At 65.0% G+C, this 21,216-nt stretch carries 22 protein-coding genes; 9 read left to right on the top strand and 13 right to left on the bottom strand.

Translation table 11 applies throughout. The features are described 5' to 3' along the window. From lysA to argH, 3 genes are read right to left on the bottom strand one after another with little or no spacing between them, the layout of a single operon-like run. Positions 1–1,260, bottom strand: coding sequence for a diaminopimelate decarboxylase (gene lysA, locus BFL28_RS11025; RefSeq protein ID WP_069320623.1), 1,260 nt, complete (start codon positions 1,258–1,260; stop codon positions 1–3). A gap of 11 nt (positions 1,261–1,271) precedes the next feature. Further along, positions 1,272–1,505 carry a hypothetical protein gene (locus BFL28_RS11030; protein WP_069320624.1) on the bottom strand — a complete coding sequence of 78 codons (234 nt, stop codon included), beginning with the start codon at positions 1,503–1,505 and terminating at the stop codon, positions 1,272–1,274. Position 1,506: 1 nt separating this feature from the next. Next, on the bottom strand, positions 1,507–2,877 hold the full coding sequence (gene argH / locus BFL28_RS11035; RefSeq protein ID WP_069320625.1) for an argininosuccinate lyase: 1,371 nt from the start codon (positions 2,875–2,877) through the stop codon (positions 1,507–1,509). 112 nt (positions 2,878–2,989) lie between these two features. Between argH and BFL28_RS11040 the strand changes: the two genes are divergently transcribed. Together BFL28_RS11040 and BFL28_RS11045 are read left to right on the top strand one after the other, a co-directional pair. Next, complete coding sequence (locus BFL28_RS11040; RefSeq protein WP_338152251.1) at positions 2,990–3,484, top strand: TlpA family protein disulfide reductase; 495 nt, start codon at positions 2,990–2,992, stop codon at positions 3,482–3,484. Continuing rightward, positions 3,481–4,407, top strand: coding sequence for a hypothetical protein (locus tag BFL28_RS11045; RefSeq protein WP_069320627.1), 927 nt, complete (start codon positions 3,481–3,483; stop codon positions 4,405–4,407). Before BFL28_RS11040 ends, BFL28_RS11045 begins: the two co-directional genes overlap by 4 nt. A gap of 150 nt (positions 4,408–4,557) precedes the next feature. Here BFL28_RS11045 and BFL28_RS11050 read toward each other — a convergent pair whose 3' ends face one another. The 3 genes from BFL28_RS11050 to BFL28_RS11060 all read right to left on the bottom strand — a co-directional run bounded on the left by BFL28_RS11050 (position 4,558) and on the right by BFL28_RS11060 (position 8,252). Beyond that, a complete protein-coding gene (locus BFL28_RS11050) occupies positions 4,558–5,892 on the bottom strand; it encodes a dihydrolipoamide acetyltransferase family protein (protein ID WP_069320628.1) in 1,335 nt (444 codons plus the stop codon). 6 nt (positions 5,893–5,898) lie between these two features. Next, positions 5,899–6,903, bottom strand: a complete 1,005-nt coding sequence (locus BFL28_RS11055) for an alpha-ketoacid dehydrogenase subunit beta (protein WP_069320648.1) — start codon at positions 6,901–6,903, stop codon at positions 5,899–5,901. Between the two features lie 65 nt (positions 6,904–6,968). Then, entirely contained in the window at positions 6,969–8,252 is a 1,284-nt protein-coding gene (locus BFL28_RS11060; protein ID WP_069320649.1) for a 3-methyl-2-oxobutanoate dehydrogenase (2-methylpropanoyl-transferring) subunit alpha, read from the bottom strand. Between the two features lie 240 nt (positions 8,253–8,492). On the opposite strand from BFL28_RS11060, the gene BFL28_RS11065 reads away from it, so the two are divergent. Further along, positions 8,493–9,428: a ribose-phosphate pyrophosphokinase gene (locus tag BFL28_RS11065; protein ID WP_069320629.1), complete on the top strand. Its 936-nt coding sequence runs from the start codon at positions 8,493–8,495 to the stop codon at positions 9,426–9,428. Here the strand turns inward: BFL28_RS11065 and BFL28_RS11070 are convergent. Both BFL28_RS11070 and BFL28_RS11075 read right to left on the bottom strand, forming a co-directional pair. Beyond that, complete coding sequence (locus tag BFL28_RS11070) at positions 9,425–10,171, bottom strand: sulfite exporter TauE/SafE family protein (RefSeq protein ID WP_069320630.1); 747 nt, start codon at positions 10,169–10,171, stop codon at positions 9,425–9,427. The genes BFL28_RS11065 and BFL28_RS11070 overlap by 4 nt on opposite strands. Continuing rightward, positions 10,168–10,698, bottom strand: coding sequence for a sterol desaturase family protein (locus BFL28_RS11075; RefSeq protein ID WP_069320631.1), 531 nt, complete (start codon positions 10,696–10,698; stop codon positions 10,168–10,170). The genes BFL28_RS11070 and BFL28_RS11075 overlap by 4 nt, the downstream gene beginning before the upstream one ends. Positions 10,699–10,720: 22 nt before the next feature. Here BFL28_RS11075 and BFL28_RS11080 point away from each other — a divergent pair, with 22 nt between their 5' ends. Continuing rightward, the gene (locus tag BFL28_RS11080; protein ID WP_069320632.1) at positions 10,721–11,014 is read left to right on the top strand and encodes a hypothetical protein; all 294 of its coding nucleotides are present in this window, start codon (positions 10,721–10,723) and stop codon (positions 11,012–11,014) included. Positions 11,015–11,035: 21 nt separating this feature from the next. On the opposite strand, the gene BFL28_RS11085 is transcribed toward BFL28_RS11080, so the two are convergent. From BFL28_RS11085 to crtY, 4 genes are read right to left on the bottom strand one after another with little or no spacing between them, the layout of a single operon-like run. Continuing rightward, complete coding sequence (locus tag BFL28_RS11085) at positions 11,036–11,974, bottom strand: phytoene/squalene synthase family protein (protein WP_069320651.1); 939 nt, start codon at positions 11,972–11,974, stop codon at positions 11,036–11,038. Between the two features lie 5 nt (positions 11,975–11,979). Beyond that, positions 11,980–12,561: an LOG family protein gene (locus BFL28_RS11090; protein WP_069320650.1), complete on the bottom strand. Its 582-nt coding sequence runs from the start codon at positions 12,559–12,561 to the stop codon at positions 11,980–11,982. Positions 12,562–12,572: 11 nt separating this feature from the next. After that, complete coding sequence (locus BFL28_RS11095; RefSeq protein WP_069320633.1) at positions 12,573–14,048, bottom strand: phytoene desaturase; 1,476 nt, start codon at positions 14,046–14,048, stop codon at positions 12,573–12,575. After that, positions 14,045–15,208 (bottom strand): lycopene beta-cyclase CrtY, encoded by a 1,164-nt coding sequence (crtY, locus tag BFL28_RS11100; protein ID WP_069320634.1) that lies wholly within the window; start codon positions 15,206–15,208, stop codon positions 14,045–14,047. Before crtY ends, BFL28_RS11095 begins: the two co-directional genes overlap by 4 nt. An 85-nt stretch (positions 15,209–15,293) precedes the next feature. Between crtY and BFL28_RS11105 the strand changes: the two genes are divergently transcribed. The 5 genes from BFL28_RS11105 to BFL28_RS11125 all read left to right on the top strand — a co-directional run bounded on the left by BFL28_RS11105 (position 15,294) and on the right by BFL28_RS11125 (position 19,867). Next, positions 15,294–16,079: an SDR family oxidoreductase gene (locus BFL28_RS11105; RefSeq protein WP_069320635.1), complete on the top strand. Its 786-nt coding sequence runs from the start codon at positions 15,294–15,296 to the stop codon at positions 16,077–16,079. Between the two features lie 89 nt (positions 16,080–16,168). Further along, positions 16,169–17,368, top strand: a complete 1,200-nt coding sequence (gene sucC / locus BFL28_RS11110; protein WP_069320636.1) for an ADP-forming succinate--CoA ligase subunit beta — start codon at positions 16,169–16,171, stop codon at positions 17,366–17,368. Positions 17,369–17,553: 185 nt separating this feature from the next. After that, positions 17,554–18,303 carry an electron transfer flavoprotein subunit beta/FixA family protein gene (locus tag BFL28_RS11115; protein ID WP_069320637.1) on the top strand — a complete coding sequence of 250 codons (750 nt, stop codon included), beginning with the start codon at positions 17,554–17,556 and terminating at the stop codon, positions 18,301–18,303. Continuing rightward, the gene (locus tag BFL28_RS11120) at positions 18,300–19,229 is read left to right on the top strand and encodes an electron transfer flavoprotein subunit alpha/FixB family protein (protein WP_069320638.1); all 930 of its coding nucleotides are present in this window, start codon (positions 18,300–18,302) and stop codon (positions 19,227–19,229) included. The genes BFL28_RS11115 and BFL28_RS11120 overlap by 4 nt, the downstream gene beginning before the upstream one ends. A gap of 110 nt (positions 19,230–19,339) precedes the next feature. Next, positions 19,340–19,867 carry a hypothetical protein gene (locus BFL28_RS11125; RefSeq protein WP_131818631.1) on the top strand — a complete coding sequence of 176 codons (528 nt, stop codon included), beginning with the start codon at positions 19,340–19,342 and terminating at the stop codon, positions 19,865–19,867. Positions 19,868–19,959: 92 nt separating this feature from the next. On the opposite strand, the gene nhaA is transcribed toward BFL28_RS11125, so the two are convergent. Then, a complete protein-coding gene (gene nhaA, locus BFL28_RS11130; RefSeq protein ID WP_079247080.1) occupies positions 19,960–21,207 on the bottom strand; it encodes a Na+/H+ antiporter NhaA in 1,248 nt (415 codons plus the stop codon). Between the last annotated feature and the right edge of the window lie 9 nt (positions 21,208–21,216).

The following is a 21,216-nucleotide window of genomic DNA, read 5'->3' on the forward strand; positions in this document are numbered from 1 at the left end:
TCAGCGCGCCCACTCGGGCACGCGTTCGGCCCCCATGATCGTCTCGGCCTGGATGCGGTCGGCGACGACCGCATATCGGTCGCCCGACACCAGCACTTCAGGCACCAGCGGTCGGCTGTTATAGGTCGATGCCATCGTCGCGCCATAAGCGCCGGCGGTTCGGAATACGGCGAGGTCGCCGGACTTCACCGCATCGACCTCACGCCCCATGGCGAACGTATCGCCGGTTTCGCACACGGGTCCTGCGATGTTCGCAACGAACTTCTCGCCGGTCGGCTCGACCGCTTCGAACGCGTGATAGGCATCGTAGAGCGCCGGCCGGGCGAGGTCGTTCATCGCGGCATCGACGATGACATAGGGATTGCCGCTCGCCGGCTTCACCCACAGCACCTCGGTCACCAGCACGCCGGCATTGCCGCAGATGAAGCGGCCCGGTTCGAACATCAGCGTCACGTCCCAGTCGGCGGTCACCCGCTTGACCATTGCGCCGAACGCTTCGGCCGACGAGACCTGTTCGTCCGGCCGGTACGGGACGCCAAGCCCGCCGCCCAAATCGACATGGGTGATCGCGTGCCCGGCCGCGCGCAGTTCGGCGACCAGCTCGCCGATGCGCTTGTACGCCGCTTCGAGCGGGTCGAGCGTCTTCAGCTGGCTGCCGATATGGATCGCGACGCCGCGCAGGTTGAGGCCGGGCAGCTTGGCAAGGCGGTTGAAAATGCCGAGCGCCTGATCGATCGCCACGCCGAACTTGTTCTCGGCCTTGCCGGTCGAGATCTTGGCATGCGTGCCAGCGTCCACGTCCGGGTTGACGCGCAGCACCGCTGGCGCGGTCTTGCCCTGCGCATGCGCCAACTGCGCAAGGACGATGCCCTCTTCCTCCAGCTCGATGTTGAACTGGCCGATCCCCTCGTCCAGCCCCAGCTGAAGCTCCTTGCGCGTCTTGCCGACGCCTGAAAAGACAATGTCCTCGGCCGGCATTCCGGCTGCAAGCGCGCGCTTCAGCTCACCTCCCGACACAACATCGGCGCCATAGCCGTTGCGCGCCAGCACGCCGAGCACGGCAAGATTGGGGTTGGCCTTGATCGCGAACGCAATATGCACGCGCGGCAGGTCGGCCAGCGCCGCCTTCAGCACCTGCGCATGCCGCTCCAGCGTCGCCGTGGAATAGATGTAGACCGGCGTCCCGACCGCGGCGGCGATCGTGGGAATGGCGACGTCCTCGGCATGCAGGACGCCGTTCTTGCGATTGAAATGATCCATCTGAAATCTTCTTACTGCGGCGGCAGGCTGAATTCGTCGCTGCGCCGTTCCTCTGAGCTGCGCAGCACTTCGTCGCTGCGCGTCGGTCGGGTCTGGGGCGGCGCCTGCACCAATTCGGTTGGCGTCGGCGTGGCCACCGCCCCATAGGGTTTGGGCGGCAGCGATCCCCCGGCGGCCGGTTTCAGCTCACCCTTGTTGCCGCATGCCGCCAACAGGATCGCCGAAAAGACCACCAGGTGTCGCATCTTATTCTCCTCTTGCGGCGCGCGCCGCCGCAATCGCCTCACGCACCCGCACCGGCGAGGTCCCGCCGAAACTGGTGCGGCTGTTCACCGAAGCATCGACGCTCAATACGCCGAAAACACGTTCGTCGATACGCGGATCGATCGCCGTCAGCTCGGCAAGCTCGAGCTGGTCGAGCCGCACGCCCTTGCTCTCCGCCGCCGCCACCGCGCGCCCGGTGATGTGATGCGCCTCGCGGAACGGGATGCCGCCCTCGCGCACCAGCCAGTCGGCAAGATCGGTGGCGGTCGCAAAGCCGCTCTCCGCCAGCCCACGCATCCGGTCCGTCCGGAACGACGCGCTCTCGACCATGCCGGTCATCGCCGCAATCGACAGCGCCAGCAGGTCGTGGCATTCGAACACCGGCGGCTTGTCGTCCTGCATGTCCTTCGAATAAGCGAGCGGCAGGCCCTTCATCGTGATCATCAGCGCCGTCAGGCACCCGACGATCCTTCCTGAATGCCCGCGCACCAGTTCGGCGGCATCGGGGTTGCGCTTCTGCGGCATGATCGAGCTGCCGGTCGACCATTGGTCGGAAAGCTTCACGAAGCCGAACGGCTGGCTCGCCCAGATCACGAACTCCTCGGCCAGCCGCGACAGGTGCAGCGAGCATTGCGCCGCCGCCATCAGGTAATCGAGCGCGAAGTCGCGGTCGCTCACCGCATCCAGCGAATTGCGCGTCGGCCCGTCGAACTCCAGCGCGCGCGCCGTCGCCTCTCGGTCGAGGTCGAACCCGGTCCCCGCAAGCGCGGCCGACCCCAGCGGACAGCGATTGCCGCGCGCGCGATTGTCCGAGAACCGCGACACGTCGCGCGCGATCATTTCGAAATAGGCCATCAGATGATGGCCCAGCGTTACCGGCTGCGCGCTTTGCAGATGGGTAAAGCCCGGCATGACGCTGTCAGCATGTTCCTCGGCCCGCGCCAGCAATGCGCCTTGCAACATGTCGAGCGCGGCCAATACCTGGTCGGTCGCGTCGCGCACCCACAGCCGGAAATCGGTCGCCACCTGATCGTTGCGGCTGCGCGCCGTATGAAGGCGACCGGCCACCGGCCCGATCCTCTCCGCCAGCCGCGCCTCGGTCAGCATATGAATGTCCTCAAGCGCCAGATCCTCCGGCACGCCGTCGCGCTCGTAATCGGCGGCGACCGCATCGAGTCCGGCGGCAATCGTCGCCGCATCGTCCGCTGCCACGATGCCCTGCTTGCCCAGCATCGCGACATGCGCCTTCGATCCGGCAATGTCCTGGCGCCACATTCGCTTGTCGAACGGGATCGACGCGTTAATCTCGCGCATCACCGACGACGGGCCTTCGGCGAAGCGCCCGCCCCACATGGAATTGGAGTCTGTCTTGCGCTCGACGATCGCGCTTCTCCCTGTCTTGCTCTCGCTCGGAATCGCCGGCTGCGATAGGCCCAACCCCGGAAACGAGCAAGCAACCGCAACTGTGCCCGCCGATAGCGGCGCTGCGGCGAACCACGCCACTGGCGAGCCCGAACGGATCGGCACGATCGACCGCAGCCACCAGGGCAAGGCGGCGCCGGCTGCCGCCTTCACCGCGCCGGACGGCAAGACGGTGACGCTTGCCGACTTCAAGGGCAAGCCGCTGCTGCTGAACCTGTGGGCGACCTGGTGCGCGCCGTGCGTTCGCGAGATGCCGACGCTCGATCGCCTTGCCGCGCGTGAGGCGGGCCAGCTGCAGGTGCTGGTCGTCAGCCAGGATCTGGAGGGTGCCGAGAAGGTGACGCCCTTCTTCCAGAAGGCGCAGTTCGCGGCGCTTCAGCCCCATCTCGATACCGAGGTCGGCCTGTCGACCCACTATGGCGTCAACCTGCCGACGACGATCCTCTACGATTCGCAGGGCAAGGAAGTGTGGCGCGTCTCGGGCGACATGGAATGGGATGGCGACACCGCCGCGGGCTGGATCGCAGAAGCGAAATGACGCCCGACCCCGCTGTGGCACCGCATCGCGGCCCACCGCTGCCGCTGCTTGGCCCGCTGATCGGCGTTGCCATCCTGTCCGCCGCCGCCATCGCGGTGCCGCGCTTCGCCCCACCGCTTTCGCTCGGGCTGCTGGTCGGTGCCGGTGTCGCGGCAGGGCTCGTCTTCTGGCTGGTCGCGCTCGCGACAGGGCTGCGTCGGGGTCCGGCATGGTGGACGGCGGCCTCGCTCGCCCTGCTTCTCACCGCCGGCGCGTTGGCCGGGCTGAACAGCGCGCGCATCGCGCGTGCCGACACGTCAGTCGACGCCAGCACCTTTGCCGAATTGAAGCTCAATCCCGACGGCACCGCGATCCTGCCCAGCTCGCCCGCGCGCGGTCCGATCTCGGCCGCCTATGTCGAACTGGTGCGCGCCGACGAGGCAGCGGCGAAAGCCTGGTCGGCGCAAGTTGCGAAGTTGAATACCGGCGTGCTCAACAGCCCCTATATGCTGAACCAGGCACCGGAAATCCTGCGCGACTGCGCTGCGATCGGCACGCTGGAAAGCGCAGCGCGGCAGGCGAGCAATGCGCGGGCGGCGCGCGTCGCCAGGCTTGAGCAAGCTATGGCGGCAGCGACCCTGCCCGATCCGGTCAAGCAAGGGATCACGATGATCGTCACGCCACCGGCGGGCGCAACCGATGCGCTGCTGCGCCAGGAGGGCGAGATGTGGCAGGCGACCCAAGCGCTTTGCGAACTGCTCGCCAAGCGTAGCTGGTCGAACGCCAACGGTTTCTTCGGCTTCGCCACCGGCGCGGACAAGGCCGCGTTCGATGCGCTGAACCAGCGCCGGGTCGCGGTCGAGGCCGAACGAAAGCGCATCCGCGACGGCATCACCGTCCGCTTCGAAGAAGGGCGCGAAAAGGTGCGCGCGGCGCTCAGCTGATCGGCCAGACCAACCTCGACCGTCACGCCAGCCTCGCGCCGGGGTCCACCGCACCACCTTACACTGTCCTTGAAGCCGGGATGGCATCGCATGCCGGTCCGTGCCCCCGGCACAAGGCCGGCGTGACGGACTATCGCACGACGCGGACGCTCAATCCGCGAACAACAGCACCGGGGTTTCGAGTAGCTTCTTCACCGCCTGGACATAGCTCGCCGCATCCCAGCCATCGACCACGCGATGGTCGCAACTGATCGACAGGTTCATCAGCTTCGCGCGGCGGATGTCGTCCCCGTCAAACACCGGCCGTTCGACGATCTTGTTCGGGCCGATGATCGCGACTTCGGGCTTGTTGATAACCGGCGTCGTCGCGATGCCGCCCAAGGGGCCGAGCGAGGTGACGGTGATCGTCGAACCCGACAATTCATCCGACTTCGCCTTCCCCGTCCGCGCCGCTTCGGCAAGGCGGCCGATCTCGGTCGCCAGCTGCCACACATTCATGTCCTGCCCGTCGCGGATTACCGGCACCATCAACCCGGCATCGGTCTGGGTCGCCATGCCAAGATGCACCCGCCCGTGCCGCGTCACCACGCCCGCTTCGTCGTCATAGCGCGCATTGAGCATCGGGAAGTCGGGCAGGGTGCGACAGATCGCAACGATCAGGAACGGCAACATGGTCAACTTGGGCCGCGATCCGCGATTCGCGTTCAGGTCGCTGCGCATCGCCTCCAGCGCGGTCACGTCGATCTCGTCGACATAGGTGAAGTGCGGGATCGTCCGCTTCGCCGCCGCCATGTTCTCGGCGATGCGGCGGCGCATGCCGATGACCTTGACCGGCACGTCTTCGCGCGCCCGGCTGGCGTGCGGCGCATGATAGCCCTGGCCGCTGCCATAGCGCAGGAAGGCGTCGAGATCAGCGTGACGGACGTGCTGGCCGTCATGCTTCACCTGGGCCAGGTCGACGCCCAGATCCTTGGCGCGCTGTCGCACCGCGGGCGAAGCGAGGACAGCGCGGTGTTCATCACCCTTATGCCCCTGCGAAAGCGGGAACCCGGCGCCATGCGCGTCGCCCGTGCCATCCTGGCCCCCTGCTTTCGTAGGCGAACTGCCAGCCGTGGGAGGCGTGACTTCCTCGACGCCCGGATTCTCGGCTTCAATCTGTTCTTCGACCTCGTCGCTAACCGGTGCCGGCTCGACTGCCATGCCCGCCGCATCGACTGCGGCCTCGTCTTCGGCCGCAACCTCGCCATCGACCTCGACGATCATCAACGCCGATCCAATCGGCACCATGTCGCCGACTTCGCCGGCCAGTTCGACGACGATGCCCGAGACCGGCGACTCCATTTCGACCGTTGCCTTATCGGTCATCATGTCGGCGACCGCCATGTCCTCCTCGACGCGATCGCCGACCTTGACGTGCCAGGCGACGACTTCGGCCTCGGCGATCCCTTCACCGATGTCGGGCAAGCGGAACGTGAAACGAGCCATCGCGGATCAGTCCTTCAAAATCTTCTTGAGGGCTTGGCCAATGCGGACCGGCCCCGGGAAATACGCCCATTCCAGGCTGTGCGGATATGGCGTGTCGAAGCCGGTGACGCGCTCGATCGGCGCTTCCAGCGCATAGAAGCAGCGCTCCTGCACCAGGCTGACCAGTTCGGCGCCGAACCCGCTGGTGCGCGTCGCCTCGTGCACCACCATGCAGCGGCCGGTCTTGCGCACCGATTGCTCGATCGTATCGATGTCGAGCGGCACCAGCGTGCGCAGGTCGATGATCTCGGCATCCACGCCCATCTCATCGACCGTCGCCAGCACGACATGCACCATGGTGCCATAGGCCAGGATGGTCACCGCCTCGCCCGGCCGCACGATTGCCGCCTTGCCCAGTTCGATCCGGTAGTAGCCGTCGGGTACTTCGCCGCCGGGATGCGCCGACCAGTTCTTGGACGGTCGATCCCAATGGCCGTCGAACGGACCGTTATAGATCCGCTTGGGTTCGAAGAAGATGACCGGGTCATTGTCCTCGATCGACGCGATCAGCAGCCCCTTGGCATCATGGGGCGTCGACGGGATCACGGTCTTGATGCCTGAGACGTGTGTGAAAATGCCCTCGGGCGACTGGCTGTGCGTCTGCCCGCCGAAGATGCCGCCACCGAAGGGCGATCGCACCGTCAGCGGCGCGGTGAACTGCCCGGCAGAGCGATAACGCAGCCGCGCCGCCTCGCTCACCAGCTGATCGAGCGCGGGGTAGATGTAATCGGCGAACTGGATCTCGGGCACCGGCCGCATGCCATAGGCACCCATGCCGATGGCGACGCCGATGATGCCGATCTCGGTGATCGGCGTATCGAACACGCGCGTCTTGCCGTATTTCGCCTGCAGCCCCGCGGTCGCGCGGAACACGCCGCCGAAATAGCCGACATCCTCGCCCATCACCAACACGTCGGGATCGCGATCCATCATCACGTCCAGCGCCGAATTGATCGCCTGGATCATGTTCATGCGAGTGGTGCCGCCTGCCTCGGCGCCCAGCTTGCCCGTGCCAGCGTCCATCACATCCTCGCTCATCACTTGCGCGCCCATGGACGGCCCGACGCGGCTTCCTCGTCCAGCATCATCTGGCGCTGCTCCTTTAGATGCCACGGCATGTCCTCGAAAACCCCGTCGAACAGTGTGTCGAGCGGCTGGTGGAGGCCATGGCCCAGGATGCCGTTCTTCTCGGCGTTTTTCTGCGCGGCCTTCACCTGTTCGGCGAGCTCGCGGTCCTGCGCAGCGTGCCGGTCCTCGTCCCACTCGCCGATCGCGACCAGATAGTCCTTCAGCCGCGCGATCGGATCGCCCAGCGGCCAGGCGGTCGGCTCGCCCGCGCTGCGATATTGCGTGGGATCGTCGGAGGTCGAGTGCCCCTCGGCGCGATAGGTGAAATGCTCGATCAGCGTCGGCCCCTGGTTGGTCCGCGCGCGCTCGGCCGCCCACTGCGTCGCTGCATAGACGGCAAGCGCGTCGTTGCCGTCCACCCGCAGCCCGGCAATGCCATAGCCCAGCGCACGCGCCGCGAACGTCGTCGCCTCAGCGCCGGCAAAGCCCGAGAAGCTCGAAATCGCCCATTGATTGTTGACGACGTTGAAGATGACCGGCGCCTTGTACACCGTCGCAAAGGTCAGCGCGGAGTGGAAGTCACCTTCCGCCGTCGAACCCTCGCCGCACCAGGTCGCGGCGATGCGCGTGTCGCCCTTCGCCGCGCTGGCCATCGCCCAGCCCACGGCCTGCGGATATTGCGTGGCAAGGTTGCCGCTGATCGAGAAGAAGCCGTCGTCCTTGGACGAATACATGATCGGCAGCTGCTTGCCGTGCAACTCGTCGGCGCTGTTGGAATAGATCTGGTTCATCATGCGCTCGAGCGCATAGCCGCGCGCGATCAGCAGACCCTGCTGGCGATAGCTGGGGAAGCACATGTCATCGCGCGACAGCGCATGCGCCGCCGCGATCGCCACGGCCTCTTCGCCCGTGCATTTCATGTAGAAGCTGGTCTTGCCCTGCCGCTGGGCGCGGAACATGCGCTCATCGAACGCGCGGACCAGCGCCATGTCGCGCAGCATGCGGCGCAGGGTATCGGGCGACAGGCGCGGGTTCCACGGCCCTACGGCCTGTCCCGCACCGTCCAGCACGCGGACCAGCGTATAGGCCAGATCGTGGAAATCGCGCGGATCGGCGGCGGTGTCGGGCCGCGGCTGCATGCCGGCCGGGGGCACATCGACCGCGGCAAAATCCACTGTATCGCCCGGCCGGAACTTGGGTTCCGGCACGTGCAGCGAGAGGGGTGGCAAATTTGGACCTGCGTCCGCCGTCATGCGCTCTCCAACCGTTTGCCCGCGCGGCCCGTCCAGGCGCATGCGGAATAGTATTTCAGGCGCTTGTTATTATCTTTCAAAGCACCTGTCCAGATAGGGCAGCATGGCTGACCTGAACCGCAGTCGACGACCGCGGATCGGCGCCGTGCCGCCTGTGCGCAACAAACGCCTCTTTCCGCGAACGGCTCCGGCTCCTAAGGGGTTTGCTTCACTTCAGATCGCTGGGGAGCGGCAAGAACCATGAAACTGATCGCCGGCAATTCGAATCTGCCGCTCGCCCAGGCGATCGCGGGCTATCTCGAGATCCCGCTGACCCAGGCCAATGTCCGCCGCTTTGCCGACGAGGAGATCTTCGTCGAGGTGCTGGAGAATGTGCGGGGCGAGGACGTGTTTGTGCTGCAGTCGACCGCCTATCCGGCGAACGACAATCTGATGGAACTGTTGATCATGATCGACGCGCTGCGCCGCGCGTCGGCCAAGCGGATCACCGCCGTCCTTCCCTATTTCGGCTATGCGCGCCAGGATCGGAAGCCGGGGCCTCGTACGCCGATCTCGGCCAAGCTGGTCGCAAACCTCATCACCACGGCCGGCGCCGACCGCGTGCTGTCGGTCGATCTTCATGCCGGCCAGATCCAGGGCTTTTTCGACATCCCGACCGACAACCTCTTTGCCGCACCGGTAATGAGCGAGGACATCAAGGCGCGCTTCTCGGACCATAATCTGATGGTCGTGTCGCCCGACGTCGGCGGCGTGGTGCGCGCCCGCGCGCTCGCCAAACGGCTTGAGAATGCTCCGCTGGCGATCGTGGACAAGCGTCGCGAGAAAGCCGGCGAATCGGAAGTCATGAACATCATCGGCGAGGTCGAGGGCCGTTTCTGCATCCTGATCGACGACATCGTCGATTCGGCCGGCACGCTGTGCAACGCGGCCGCCGCGCTGAAGGCGGCGGGCGCGCAGGACGTCGTCGCCTATTGCACTCATGGCGTGCTTTCGGGCGGCGCGGTGGCGCGGGTCGATGGTTCGGAACTGCGGGAACTGGTCATCACCGATTCGATCGGCAATCACGAGATCGTGGGACAGGCGCGGAAAATCCGTCACTTGACGATCGCGCCGCTGTTGGCGGAGGCGATGCGCCGGATCGCGGACGAAAGCTCGGTATCGAGCCTGTTCGACTAGGCCATGGCCTTCCACACCAGTGTAACGCCCACGGAGATCATCAGCCAATAGATCGCGGTAAAGAACCGCTCGGGTGACACGCGGCGCACCAGCCATACGCCGGCAAGGGTCGATGCGATCGCCACGGGGCCGAGCGCAGCTGCGGTCATCAGATTCTCGTTCGTGAACTGGCCAAGCGCAATGTAGGCGGGCACCTTGATCCAGTTGACCAGCGCGAAAAACACTGCGGTCGTCCCGATCAGCACGTCGCGCGGTAGGCGGCGCGGCAGCACCCATAGCTGCCAGGGCGGTGCGCCGGCATGTGCGATCTGGCTGGTGAAGCCCGATGCCACACCGAACAGTCCGCCAACCCAGCCGGGCGAGCGAGAAGCCGGCAATTCACCTCCACGCCGTTTCCACAACTGATAGATGCCGAACAGCATCGAGATCACTCCGACCAGCAACAGCACGACATCGGCAGAGACGCTCGCCGCGAACACATAGCCGAGCACGATGCCGACGACTGCGCCGGCCAACGTCCAGCCGAGCACAAAGCGATCGATGCTGCGCCGAAATGCCCACACGCCGACCACGTCCTGAACGATCAGGATTGGCAGCACGATCGCGGCCGCACGCACCGGATCGGTCACCAGGGCGATCATCGGCAGCGATAGCGACCCAAGTCCCGCAAAGCCGCCTTTCGACAGGCCGAGCAGGATCACCGCCGGCACCGCCACCGCGTAGAAAACTGGATCCGAGATCAGCGGCGCGGTCCGGGCGCTTGATCAGCCTGGCGGCCACGCGGTCCACGCACGCCGGCGTTGCCGCCAGCGTTGAGCTGAGCCTTCAGCACCTCTGGCGCCGGCGCGTACAGGAACCCGAAGCTGACGGTTCCATGCTTGGTTTCGACCGCATGGTGCAGCCGATGTGCCTGGACAATCCGCTTCATATAAGCCGATTTCGGCAAATAGCGGTGGTTCAGCCGCTTGTGCACGATCACATCGTGGAACCCGAAATAGATCGCGCCATAGGCGGCAATACCGGCGCCGATCCACGCAAAGCCTGGCCACCAGCCCAGCTGAACCCCGCCCAGCAGCAGCACGATCGAAGGCACGGCAAAGATCGCCGCGTACAGGTCGTTCAGCTCCCAATTTCCTTTGCGCGGCTCATGATGGCTCTTGTGCAGGAACCAGCCTGGGCCGTGCATGATCCAGCGGTGCGCCGCATAGGCAAACCCCTCCATGAAGGCGATGGTGCCGAGGAACCATAGAAGGCCGATTGCCGGATGCATGGCGGCGATATAGCGATGCGCGATGCGAAGCGCACCCTTTCTTGGCCTGTCGGTCGCCGCGACGCTCTCAGGCTGCGCGGTGCCAGAAGCGCGGCTGCGCGCCGGCCTGATCGACGCCGGCCTTCCGCAGCCGATCGCGGCATGCATGGCCGACCGAATGGTCGATCGCCTGTCGCTCGCGCAGCTCATGCGAATTGCTGATCTTCCAAAGGCGACGGCGTCCGAGTCGGTCCCGCAATTCCTGCGGCGGGTGCGCGCCTTGGGCGACCTGGAGATCCTTGGCGTCGCAACGAGCTCGGCAGCGGCGTGTGCCTAACGAGCGCGCGTACCAGCCGACTTAGCGTCCCGGCCGCGTCCACAGATCGGCGGGTCGAGGCTCAGGCCGATACAGCCGATTTCGCAGCGCCGCCTGCCCTCCCGCCTTGGCGATCCAGCCGGCCTTTTGCCACCCGCTCGTGCCGGCGCGATGATCCCAGGCATGCGCGCCGCGCCGCACCACCTCGCGCGCGATGTCGCCATAGATGCCCGCGGCCGCCAGCACCGCCCAGGCCGAGCGGAACGACAGTGCCGACGTGCCGATCCGCGCACTCGCACCATAAGCCTCGGCCATCTCGCCCAGCCATCTGGCGATGACGACAAGCCGCGGTCGAAAAGGCGGCTTCATATGCTGGCCGGGCGGGATATCCATCTCGACCAGCCAATCGACCGGCAAGTAGCAGCGCCCGATCCGGTCGTCGGCTTCGATATCGCGCGCGATATTGGCCAATTGGAATGCCAGCCCCAGGTCGCAAGCGCGATCGAGCGTCGCGTCATCATCAGGATCCACGCCCATCACCACGGCCATCATGCAGCCGACGGCACCGGCGACGTGATAGCAATAACGCAGCAGATCGTCCTCGCTGCGCGGCATCCACCCCCTGGCATCCAGCGCGAACCCCTCAACCAGATCGTGCGCGAAGCGGTGCGGCATGCGCGTCTCTTCCGCCACGATCTTGAGCGCGTCGAACGCCGGCTGCCCGGTCCATTCCCCGGCCAGGGCGCGATCGGTCAGTTCGCGGATCTGCGCCAGCCGCGCGGCGGGGTCTTCAACGACCTGCGCGTCATGCCCCAGCACCTGCCCATCGGCCAGATCGTCGCATTCGCGGCACCAGGCATAGAGCAGCCACGCGCGCTCGCGCGTCTCACGGTCAAACAGCTTGCTCGCGGCAGCGAAACTCTTTGATCCGCGCGCGATGCTCTCTTCGGCCGCGGCGACGACCGATGCACGGGACGGCACCAGTATCACAGGTCCTTTTTGTCGATCTGGCCGATCGGGATCGATGGAACGTGATGGGCCATCTGCTGCAACAGCCCTTCAAGGCTGTGGTCGACGATCAGGAGGTTGCGGTGTTGCGGCCGCATAAAGCCGACATCGCCCATCTTCGCGACGAATTCGATCAGGCCGTCATAATAGCCAGCGACGTTGAGCAGCCCGACCGGCTTGGCATGATAGCCAATTTGCGCCCAGCTCATCGCTTCCCACAATTCGTCCATCGTGCCGGTGCCGCCGGGCAAGGTGATGAAGCCATCGGCAATATCGGTGAACGCCTGTTTGCGTTGATGCATCGTGTCGACAACGTGCAATTCGGTGCAGCCGCGATGCGCGACTTCGGCGTCGACCAGCGCCTGCGGGATCACCCCGATCACTTCGCCGCCAGCCCCCAGTGCCGAGTCGGCGACAGCGCCCATCAGGCCCAGCCGACCGCCGCCATAGACGACGCCGATGCCACGCTCGGCCAGGCTGCGTCCGACAAACCGTGCATTTTCGATATACACCGGGTCGCTTGGCGTTGCCGACCCGCAATAGATGGCTAGGCGCTTCAGGGGAGAGGTGGTCATGCTTGCTCCAGCATCAGCGCGGCGGTGGCCTTGGCACTGCCCACCACGCCGGGGATGCCAGCACCGGGATGCGTGCCGGCCCCGACAAAATACAGGTTCTCGATCGAATCGTCGCGATTGTGCGCACGGAAATAGGCGCTCTGCGTCAGCACTGGCTCCAGGCTGAACGCGCTGCCTTGATAGGCGGCGAGGTCCTGCTGGAAATCGCTCGGCGCATAGCTGAACTTGGTCACGATCCGCGAATGAATATCGGGTATGAGCCGTCGCCCTACCTCATCGAGGATGCGTTTCTCCAGGATGGGGGCGACTTCGCTCCAGTCGCCGGGGAACTTGCCCATGTGCGGCACCGGCGCCAGCGCGTAGAAGGTCGAATGCCCCTCCGGCGCCATCGACGGATCGGTGACGGTCGGGTGGTGAAGATAAAGCGAGAAATCGCTGCTCAGAACGCCGGTGTCGTAAATATCGGCGAGCAGTTCGCGATAGCGCGGCCCGAACAGGATCATGTGGTGCGGAATGCCCGGCCAGCTACCCTGGATACCGAAATGGACGACAAACAGCGAGGGGGAGAAGCGCTTCTTCTCCAGCCGGTCCGCGGTGCGCTGCGCGCTGCGCGAACCCTTAAGCAGGTCGCGATAGCTGTGCACGATATCGGCGTTGCTCGCGACCATATCCGCCTCGAACCGCGCGCCGCTTTGAGTCGTCACCGCCGTCGCGCGCTCGCCCAGCGTTTCGATCTGCGCGACCGGATCGGCCAGCCGCAACACCCCGCCCAGCCGTTCGAAATGCCGAACCATGCCCGCAACCAGCCGATTGGTGCCGCCCATCGCGAACCACACGCCGCCATCACGCTCCAGCTTGTGAATCAACGCATAGATCGCGCTGGTCGTCATCGGATTGCCGCCGACCAGCAGCGTGTGGAACGAGAGCGCCTCGCGCAGCTTCTCGTTCTTCACGAAGCTCGAAACCATCGAATAGACGCTGCGCCATGCCTGATATTTGGCCAGCGCCGGCGCCGCCTTCAGCATCGACCCGAAGTCAAGAAAGGCGACATGACCAAGCTTCTCATAGCCTTCGCGATAGACGCCGGCCGAATAGGTCAGGAACCTTCGATACCCTTCGATATCGCCGGGATCGAGCTTTGCGATCTCGCCCAGCAGCACGCTGTCGTCATTGGTATAGTCGAAATTCGTGCCGTCGGGCCAGTTGAGGCGATAGAAGGGGTTTACTTCCTTCAGCGTCACGTCGTCAGCCATGCGATGGCCGGATAGTGCCCACAATTCCTCCAGCGCCTCGGGCGCGGTGATCACCGTCGGCCCAGCGTCGAAGGTAAAGCCATCCTTCTCCCAATAATAAGCACGCCCGCCGGGCTTGTCCCGCGCCTCGACGATCGTCGTATCCACGCCCGCCGACTGAAGGCGGATGCCGAGCGCCAGCCCGCCGAACCCTGCCCCGATCACCACAGCCCGTTTCACTTGGCATTCCCCCGAATTGCGGCAATCGCGCGTCCGACCGGCACCGGCGGCTTGCCGGCCAGCACCCGCGCGCGATCCAGCAGGCTGGACTGGCCGGCATAGAAGCGCGCGATGAGCCCTGCGTCCAGCCGGTAGAAGCGCTCGAGAATGCGATAGCGTTCCGCCGGCTCTGCGGCGCGGAACAGCATGCGGGACAGCATCCGGTAATAGCCGCGCGCCTTCCACTGTTTGCGCGCATAGCCGAGCGTCAGGTCGTGCAACGCGGCGCCCGACAGGTCGCTGGTTCGCGCAATCAGGCTGGCAAGGCGCACCGCGTCGGGCAGCGAGTAGCCCGTCACCGGGTGGAACAGTCCGGCACGCATCCCCGCCTTCGCCACGCGGTTGCCGCCCGAAATCCAGTATGCCTCGAAATCGCCGCCCATCGTCACGGGCAGCGCGCCGACTTCCTCACGCGCGATATGCTCGACCGCGAGCCCGCGCGCCTGCGTCCAGGCATCGATCCGCTTGCCGATGGCCTTGCGGTCGATCTTGGCCGAATCGCTGTAATAGGTATCCTCGACGAACATTCGCGTTGCGGCGAAGGGCAGCGCGTAGACGAAGCGATAGCCATCGACCTGCTTGACGCTCGCGTCCATGATGATGGGCCGCATCAGATCGTGCGGCTCGGCCAGCGCCAGCTCGCGTCCGATGAACTTCTGCCACCCGCATTCGAGTTCGGCGAGATGCGCGGCGCCGCGGCAGTCGATGACGCCGCCCGCTTCGATCCGCTCGCCGCCGACCAGCATCACGGTACGCGCGCTCGACCCCAGCACCTTGCGCCCCGTCATCACCGCCGCCCTCGGCATTGCGGCGCGCACGACCTGGTCGAAGCGATCCGACTCGATCGAATAATAGCCGGCCTTCAACGTCCGCGAATGATCGGGAAAGGCAACGTCGTAGCTGGTCCAGCCATAGGAGATCAGCGGAGCGATCAGCCAGCGGTCGGCCGGCGCGATGTCGCTGGCGAAGAATGACCATAAATGGTTGCCGCCAAGCGAACTGCCTGCTTCCACGATACGCACGTCCAGATCGGGGCGCTTCTTGCGCAACGCCAGCGCGATCAGCCCGCCGGCCAGCCCACCTCCGATGATGGCGACGTCGCAAGTGTGGATAGGTGGCATTCGCGCCCGGTAGCGGATCGCCGCACGGGGTTAAACCCCCAGCGGACGAAACGAACTTTCGGGCAAACCCACGCGTTGCGACCGCATGACAACGACCCCGATCAGGACCGCAATCGTCACCGGCGGCGCGCAGGGCATTGGCCGCGGCATCGTCGAGCGGCTGCTCGGCGATGGCTGGGCAGTCGCCGCGCTGGACTTGGATGGCGCCGCGCTGCGCGAACTTGCTGCCGCGCACGCACCCCGCCCGCTCCTGACCTACAAGGCCGATGTCGGCGATGAAGCGTCGGTTCGCGACGCCTATGCCGCCCTGGCCGACTGGACGCGCCAGCGCGGCGACCCGCCGGGCCTGGATCTGTTGGTCAGCAACGCCGGCCTCGCCGACCCCGTGAGCGGCCCGATCGAACGTCTCAGCCTTGCCGACTGGCGCAAATGGCAGGACAGCCATTTGACCGGTGCCTTCCTGATGGTTCGCGCCGCCATCCCACTGCTTCGCGAGCGACGCGGATCGATCGTGCTCATCGCCTCGACTCGCGCGCTGCAATCCGAACCCGATACCGAGGCCTATGCTGCGGCCAAGGGCGGGCTGGTCGCGCTGGCCCATGCGCTCGCCGTCAGCCTTGGCCCTGATATCCGCGCCAACGCCATCCTGCCGGGCTGGATTGAAACCGGCCCTTGGGCCAAGTCGTCGAAGCGCCGAACGCCCGAGCACCGTCCAATCGATCGCGAGCAACATCCGGTGGGCCGAGTCGGCACGCCCGAGGATATCGCTGCAACCGTCGCCTTCCTCGCCGGCGATGGCGCCGGCTTCATTACCGGCCAGCAGATCGTCGTCGACGGCGGAATGACGCGGAAGATGATCTATGCCGAATGAGGGATCGATCGCTTTCGCGATTTGATTCCCCCTTTGCGCTGTGCTTAAGGCATCGGGATTTTTGCTGCGGACGCGAAGGACTGCTTGCGATGAACATTCACGAATATCAGGCCAAGGAACTGCTGGCGAAATATGGCGCGCCGATCGCGGCGGGCCATGCCGCCTTCACCGTCGAGGAAGCGGTTGAGGCCGCCAAGCAGCTGCCCGGGCCGCTCTATGTCGTGAAGTCGCAGATCCATGCCGGCGGACGCGGCAAGGGCAAGTTCAAGGAACTGGGTCCGGACGCCAAGGGCGGCGTCCGCCTCGCCTTCAACCTCGACGAGGTCGAAGCGCATGCCAAGGATATGCTCGGCAACACGCTGGTGACGATCCAGACGGGTGACGCGGGCAAGCAGGTCAACCGCCTGTACATCACCGACGGCGCCGACATCGCCAAGGAATTCTACCTCGCGCTGCTCGTCGATCGCACCAGCAGCCGAATCGCCTTCGTCGTGTCGACCGAAGGCGGCATGGACATCGAGGAAGTCGCACACTCGACGCCCGAAAAGATCCACACCTTCTCGGTCGATCCGGCGACCGGGTTCCAGCCGCATCACGGCCGCGCTGTCGCTGCCGCGCTGGGGCTGACCGGCGATCAGGCCAAGCAGGCCGCCAAGGTCGCCGGCGCGCTGTACAAGGCGTTCGAGGCGACCGACGCGGCGCAGATCGAGATCAACCCGCTCGCGCTGACCGAGCAGGGCAACCTCCTCGTCCTCGACGCCAAGGTCGGCTTCGATGGCAATGCGATGTTCCGTCACAAGGACCTGATGGAACTGCGCGACGAGACCGAGGAAGATCCGGCCGAGCTCGAGGCGTCGAAGTACGACCTCGCCTATATCAAGCTGGACGGCGATATTGGCTGCATGGTGAACGGCGCCGGCCTTGCCATGGCGACGATGGACATCATCAAGCTCAACGGCATGTTCCCGGCCAACTTCCTCGATGTCGGCGGCGGCGCCAACAAGGAGAAGGTGACGGCGGCGTTCAAGATCATCCTCGCCGACCCGAACGTGAAGGGCATCCTGGTCAACATCTTCGGCGGCATCATGAAGTGCGACATCATCGCCGAGGGCATCGTTGCCGCGGCGAAGGACGTGAACCTCTCGGTCCCGCTGGTTGTCCGCCTCGAAGGCACCAACGTCGAGGAAGGCAAGGCCATCCTCGCCAATTCGGGCCTGGCGATCGTTCCAGCCAACGACCTAGGCGATGCGGCCAAGAAGATCGTGGCGGAGGTCCAGCAGGCTGCTTGATCGCGCCGCCCTCGATACCCATTGAAGGGGGGTCGGCGCGGCAACGCGTCGGCCCCCTTTTGCTTTTCACGAGTTCCGCTACGGCAAACAGCAACTACCATACCGGACTTGCGAAAATCGAATATCTGCGACAATGAACGTGCAGACTCAACACTGCAAAAGATCGCGACAACGCGGAGGACGCAATGAAAGTTCTGGTGCCGGTCAAGCGAGTGCTTGACTATAATGTGAAGCCCCGCGTGAAGGCGGACGGGACGGGCGTCGATCTGGCGAACGTCAAGATGAGCATGAACCCGTTCGACGAGATCGCGGTCGAAGAAGCGATCCGCCTCAAGGAAAAGGGCGTGGCGAGCGAGATCGTGGTGGTCTCGATCGGCGAGCAGAAGGCGCAGGAGACGTTGCGCACGGCGCTCGCGATGGGTGCCGACCGCGCGATTCTGATCGTGAGCGAAGACAAGGTCGAGCCGCTGGGCGTCGCCAAGCTGCTGGCCAAGGTCGCCGAAGCTGAGCAGCCGGGTCTGGTGATCCTGGGCAAGCAGGCGATTGACGACGACAACAACCAGACCGGCCAGATGCTGGGCGCGCTGCTCGGCTGGGGCCAGGGCACGTTCGCCAGCAAGGTCGAAGTGTCGGGCGACAGTGTCGAGGTGACGCGCGAAGTCGATGGCGGCCTTGAGACGGTGAAGCTCAAGACCCCGGCGATCGTCACCACCGACCTACGCCTCAACGAACCGCGCTATGCCTCGCTGCCCAACATCATGAAGGCCAAGTCCAAGCCGATGGAGCAGAAGACGCCCGCGGATTATGGCGTCGACGTTACCCCGCGCCTGTCGATCGTGAAGGTCGAAGAGCCCGCCAAGCGCCAGGCCGGCGTCAAGGTTGCGGACGTCGATGAACTGATCGGCAAACTCAAGACGCTGGGAGTTGTGGCATGAGCGTTCTCGTCTGGGTTGAACATGACAATGCGTCGGTAAAGGACGCGACGCTGGCCGCCGTCACCGCTGCGGGCAAGCTCGGCGACGTGGTCGCGCTGGTCGCTGGCCACGGCGCGCAGGGCGCGGCCGACGCGGCGGCGAAGATCGCCGGTGTCTCGAAGGTGCTGCTCGCTGACGATGCAGCCTATGGCCATGGCCTTGCTGAAAACGTCGCGCCGCTGATCGCTGACCTGATGGCTGGCTATGACGCGTTCGTCGCGCCGGCCACCACCACCGGCAAGAACATCGCGCCGCGCGTCGCCGCGCTGCTCGACGTGATGCAGGTGAGCGAAGTGCTCTCGGTCGAAAGCGCCGACACCTTCACCCGCCCGATCTATGCCGGCAACGCGATCGCCACGGTCAAGTCGTCCGACGCCAAGAAGGTGCTGACGATCCGCGGCACGGCGTTCGACAAGGCCGCGACCGAAGGCGGCAGCGCTGCAGTCGAAGCCGTTTCGGGCAAGGGCGATACGGGGCTTTCGAGCTTCGTCGGTTCGGAAATCGCCAAGAGCGAGCGCCCCGAACTCACCTCGGCCAAGATCATCGTCTCGGGCGGTCGCGCACTGGCGTCGGGTGAGAACTTCACCTCGATCATCGAGCCTCTGGCAGACAAGCTCGGCGCGGGCGTCGGCGCATCGCGCGCGGCGGTCGACGCGGGCTATGTCCCCAACGACTATCAGGTCGGTCAGACCGGCAAGATCGTCGCGCCCGAAGTCTATATCGCGATCGGCATCTCCGGCGCGATCCAGCACCTTGCCGGCATGAAGGACTCCAAGGTCATCATCGCCATCAACAAGGACGAGGACGCCCCGATCTTCCAGGTCGCCGACGTCGGCCTGGTCGGCGATCTTTTCAAGATCGTGCCCGAACTGACTGAGAAGCTGTAAGGCTTAAAAACAATAAGAGAGGGCGGCCGGCTACGAAGCGGCCGCCCTTTTTTGTTTCGCTTCGCGATTTCGGTGATACGGATAGTACACCAGCATTGGAGATCGCCGTCATGAAGCTTGCCTGGATTGCAGCGCTAATCGGCCTCTCCGCCGCCAACGGCGCCAATGCGCAAACGCTCGAATATGATTGTGATACTCAAGCAGAACATTTTTCAGTTCTGAAAGCGGTCCAGCAAGGACCCAGCTACAAAGCGAGCGGCTCGATTTCGCCTCGCGCGATCTTCCCGTCGAAAACATATGCAACGATCGGCGTGATCGATTTCGAACCCGACGACAAAAGTTGGCGCGCTCGCCTCGGCCTGACGGCGCTGGTTATCAAGAAGCGCGAAGTTGTAATGGCGACCTTGGAGATTACGCGCGCGGGCAAGTCCGAAGAGCCCGTGATGCTGGGGAGCATTGAAGACTTTCGAATGGGCGGTACGTATCCGATCAGCGTGACGCTCGGCGACAGCGGCGGCACAGCGACTATAGGTTCCAACACCGTGCCGATCAAGCTCGCGGCTCAAGGCAACATCAACGTCTCGATCATCTGTTCAGGCGGAGAATTTCTGTTTACCAACCTCAATATTGGTGGCTGAATTCTCATACAAGTAAGCCCCGTCGCTTATGCAGCGGCGGGGCTCCCTGGACGATACGTTCCGTGAAGGTTCGCTTCGTCTAATGCTCTTTCTTATCGATCAAGCATGGTAACAACGCCCTCGCCGCGATCCGGTTCCGGCACCACGACATTTTTTTGTGGCGCCATGCGCAGCACGGCAAAGCCGACCAGCGCGGAGAGCAGCGATCCGGCGAGCACGCCGATCTTCACTTCATCAACCAGCAGTTCATTGCCCGGGAACGCCAGCCCGCCGATGAACAGGCTCATCGTAAAGCCGATGCCGGCCAGCATCGCGACGCCATAGATCTGCAGCCAGCTCGCCCCGCCCGGCGGCGCGGCAAAGCCGGTGCGATCGGCGATCCAGATGCTTCCGAAAATGCCGACCTGCTTGCCCAGAAACAGCCCGGCGGCGATGGCCAGCGGCAGGGGCGCGAGCAGGATCGCGGGCGACATGCCGGCCAGGCTCACCCCAGCATTGGCAAAGCCGAACAGCGGCACGATTCCGAAGGCGACCCATGGCGCCAGCGCATGCTCCAGCCGATGCAGCGGCGATTCGGGATGATCGGGTGCGGCCGGCGATGGGGTGATCGGGACCGCCAGCGCAGCGGCAACGCCCGCGATCGTCGCATGCACGCCCGACTGGAACACGCAATACCACAGGATCAGCGCGAGAAGCAGGAACGGCCACAACGCCCGCACGCCCGCCTTGCCCAGCCAGTACATTGCGGCGAGGATCAACCCGGCAAAGGCCAGCCACAGGCCGCTGATGCTGGCGGTATAGGCCACCGCGATGATCGCCACCGCGCCCATGTCGTCGACGATCGCGACGGTGGTGAGAAACAGTTTAAGCGAGGTCGGCGCGCGCTTGCCCAGCAACGCCAGCACGCCTATCGCAAAGGCGATGTCGGTTGCGGCGGGGATTGCCCAGCCCGCCGCCAGCCCCCCGCCCCCGGCAATCGAGAGATAGACGATCGCGGGCACGATCATACCCGCCGCAGCGGCAACCACTGGCAGGCGCCGTGCGGACCAGCTCGACAGCTCGCCATCCACGAACTCGCGCTTGATCTCGAGCCCCACCAGGAAAAAGAACACAGCCATCAACGCGTCATTGACCCACAGATGGATCGTCATCGGCCCGTATTTCGGGCTGATTACCGGGCCGGTTTCCCAGTGCAGCAAATGAAAATAGGCTTCCGAAATCCCCGGCAAATTGGCAACGATCAGCGCCAGTGCGGCGGCAAAGATCAGGACGATGCCGCCGGCCGCCTCGTTCTTGAGAAAGGCGCGCAGCGCGGACGAACGAACAGGTACCTCAGTCATCATGCTTCC

It is taken from the genome of Sphingomonas turrisvirgatae, from assembly GCF_001721295.1.
Lineage (GTDB): Bacteria > Pseudomonadota > Alphaproteobacteria > Sphingomonadales > Sphingomonadaceae > Sphingomonas > Sphingomonas turrisvirgatae.

Excerpts from the sequence above, each read along its gene's own strand:
- BFL28_RS11055 (WP_069320648.1), bottom strand. The coding sequence starts at position 6,903 with ATGAACATGATCCAGGCGATCAATTCGGCGCTGGACGTGATGATGGAT.
- crtY (WP_069320634.1), bottom strand. The coding sequence starts at position 15,208 with ATGCCACCTATCCACACTTGCGACGTCGCCATCATCGGAGGTGGGCTG.
- lysA (WP_069320623.1), bottom strand. The coding sequence starts at position 1,260 with ATGGATCATTTCAATCGCAAGAACGGCGTCCTGCATGCCGAGGACGTC.
- BFL28_RS11105 (WP_069320635.1), top strand. The coding sequence starts at position 15,294 with ATGACAACGACCCCGATCAGGACCGCAATCGTCACCGGCGGCGCGCAG.
- sucC (WP_069320636.1), top strand. The coding sequence starts at position 16,169 with ATGAACATTCACGAATATCAGGCCAAGGAACTGCTGGCGAAATATGGC.
- BFL28_RS11080 (WP_069320632.1), top strand. The coding sequence starts at position 10,721 with ATGCGAAGCGCACCCTTTCTTGGCCTGTCGGTCGCCGCGACGCTCTCA.
- BFL28_RS11115 (WP_069320637.1), top strand. The coding sequence starts at position 17,554 with ATGAAAGTTCTGGTGCCGGTCAAGCGAGTGCTTGACTATAATGTGAAG.
- BFL28_RS11030 (WP_069320624.1), bottom strand. The coding sequence starts at position 1,505 with ATGCGACACCTGGTGGTCTTTTCGGCGATCCTGTTGGCGGCATGCGGC.
- argH (WP_069320625.1), bottom strand. The coding sequence starts at position 2,877 with ATGTGGGGCGGGCGCTTCGCCGAAGGCCCGTCGTCGGTGATGCGCGAG.
- BFL28_RS11125 (WP_131818631.1), top strand. The coding sequence starts at position 19,340 with ATGAAGCTTGCCTGGATTGCAGCGCTAATCGGCCTCTCCGCCGCCAAC.
- BFL28_RS11075 (WP_069320631.1), bottom strand. The coding sequence starts at position 10,698 with ATGCATCCGGCAATCGGCCTTCTATGGTTCCTCGGCACCATCGCCTTC.
- BFL28_RS11065 (WP_069320629.1), top strand. The coding sequence starts at position 8,493 with ATGAAACTGATCGCCGGCAATTCGAATCTGCCGCTCGCCCAGGCGATC.
- BFL28_RS11060 (WP_069320649.1), bottom strand. The coding sequence starts at position 8,252 with ATGACGGCGGACGCAGGTCCAAATTTGCCACCCCTCTCGCTGCACGTG.
- BFL28_RS11045 (WP_069320627.1), top strand. The coding sequence starts at position 3,481 with ATGACGCCCGACCCCGCTGTGGCACCGCATCGCGGCCCACCGCTGCCG.
- BFL28_RS11050 (WP_069320628.1), bottom strand. The coding sequence starts at position 5,892 with ATGGCTCGTTTCACGTTCCGCTTGCCCGACATCGGTGAAGGGATCGCC.
- nhaA (WP_079247080.1), bottom strand. The coding sequence starts at position 21,207 with ATGACTGAGGTACCTGTTCGTTCGTCCGCGCTGCGCGCCTTTCTCAAG.
- BFL28_RS11120 (WP_069320638.1), top strand. The coding sequence starts at position 18,300 with ATGAGCGTTCTCGTCTGGGTTGAACATGACAATGCGTCGGTAAAGGAC.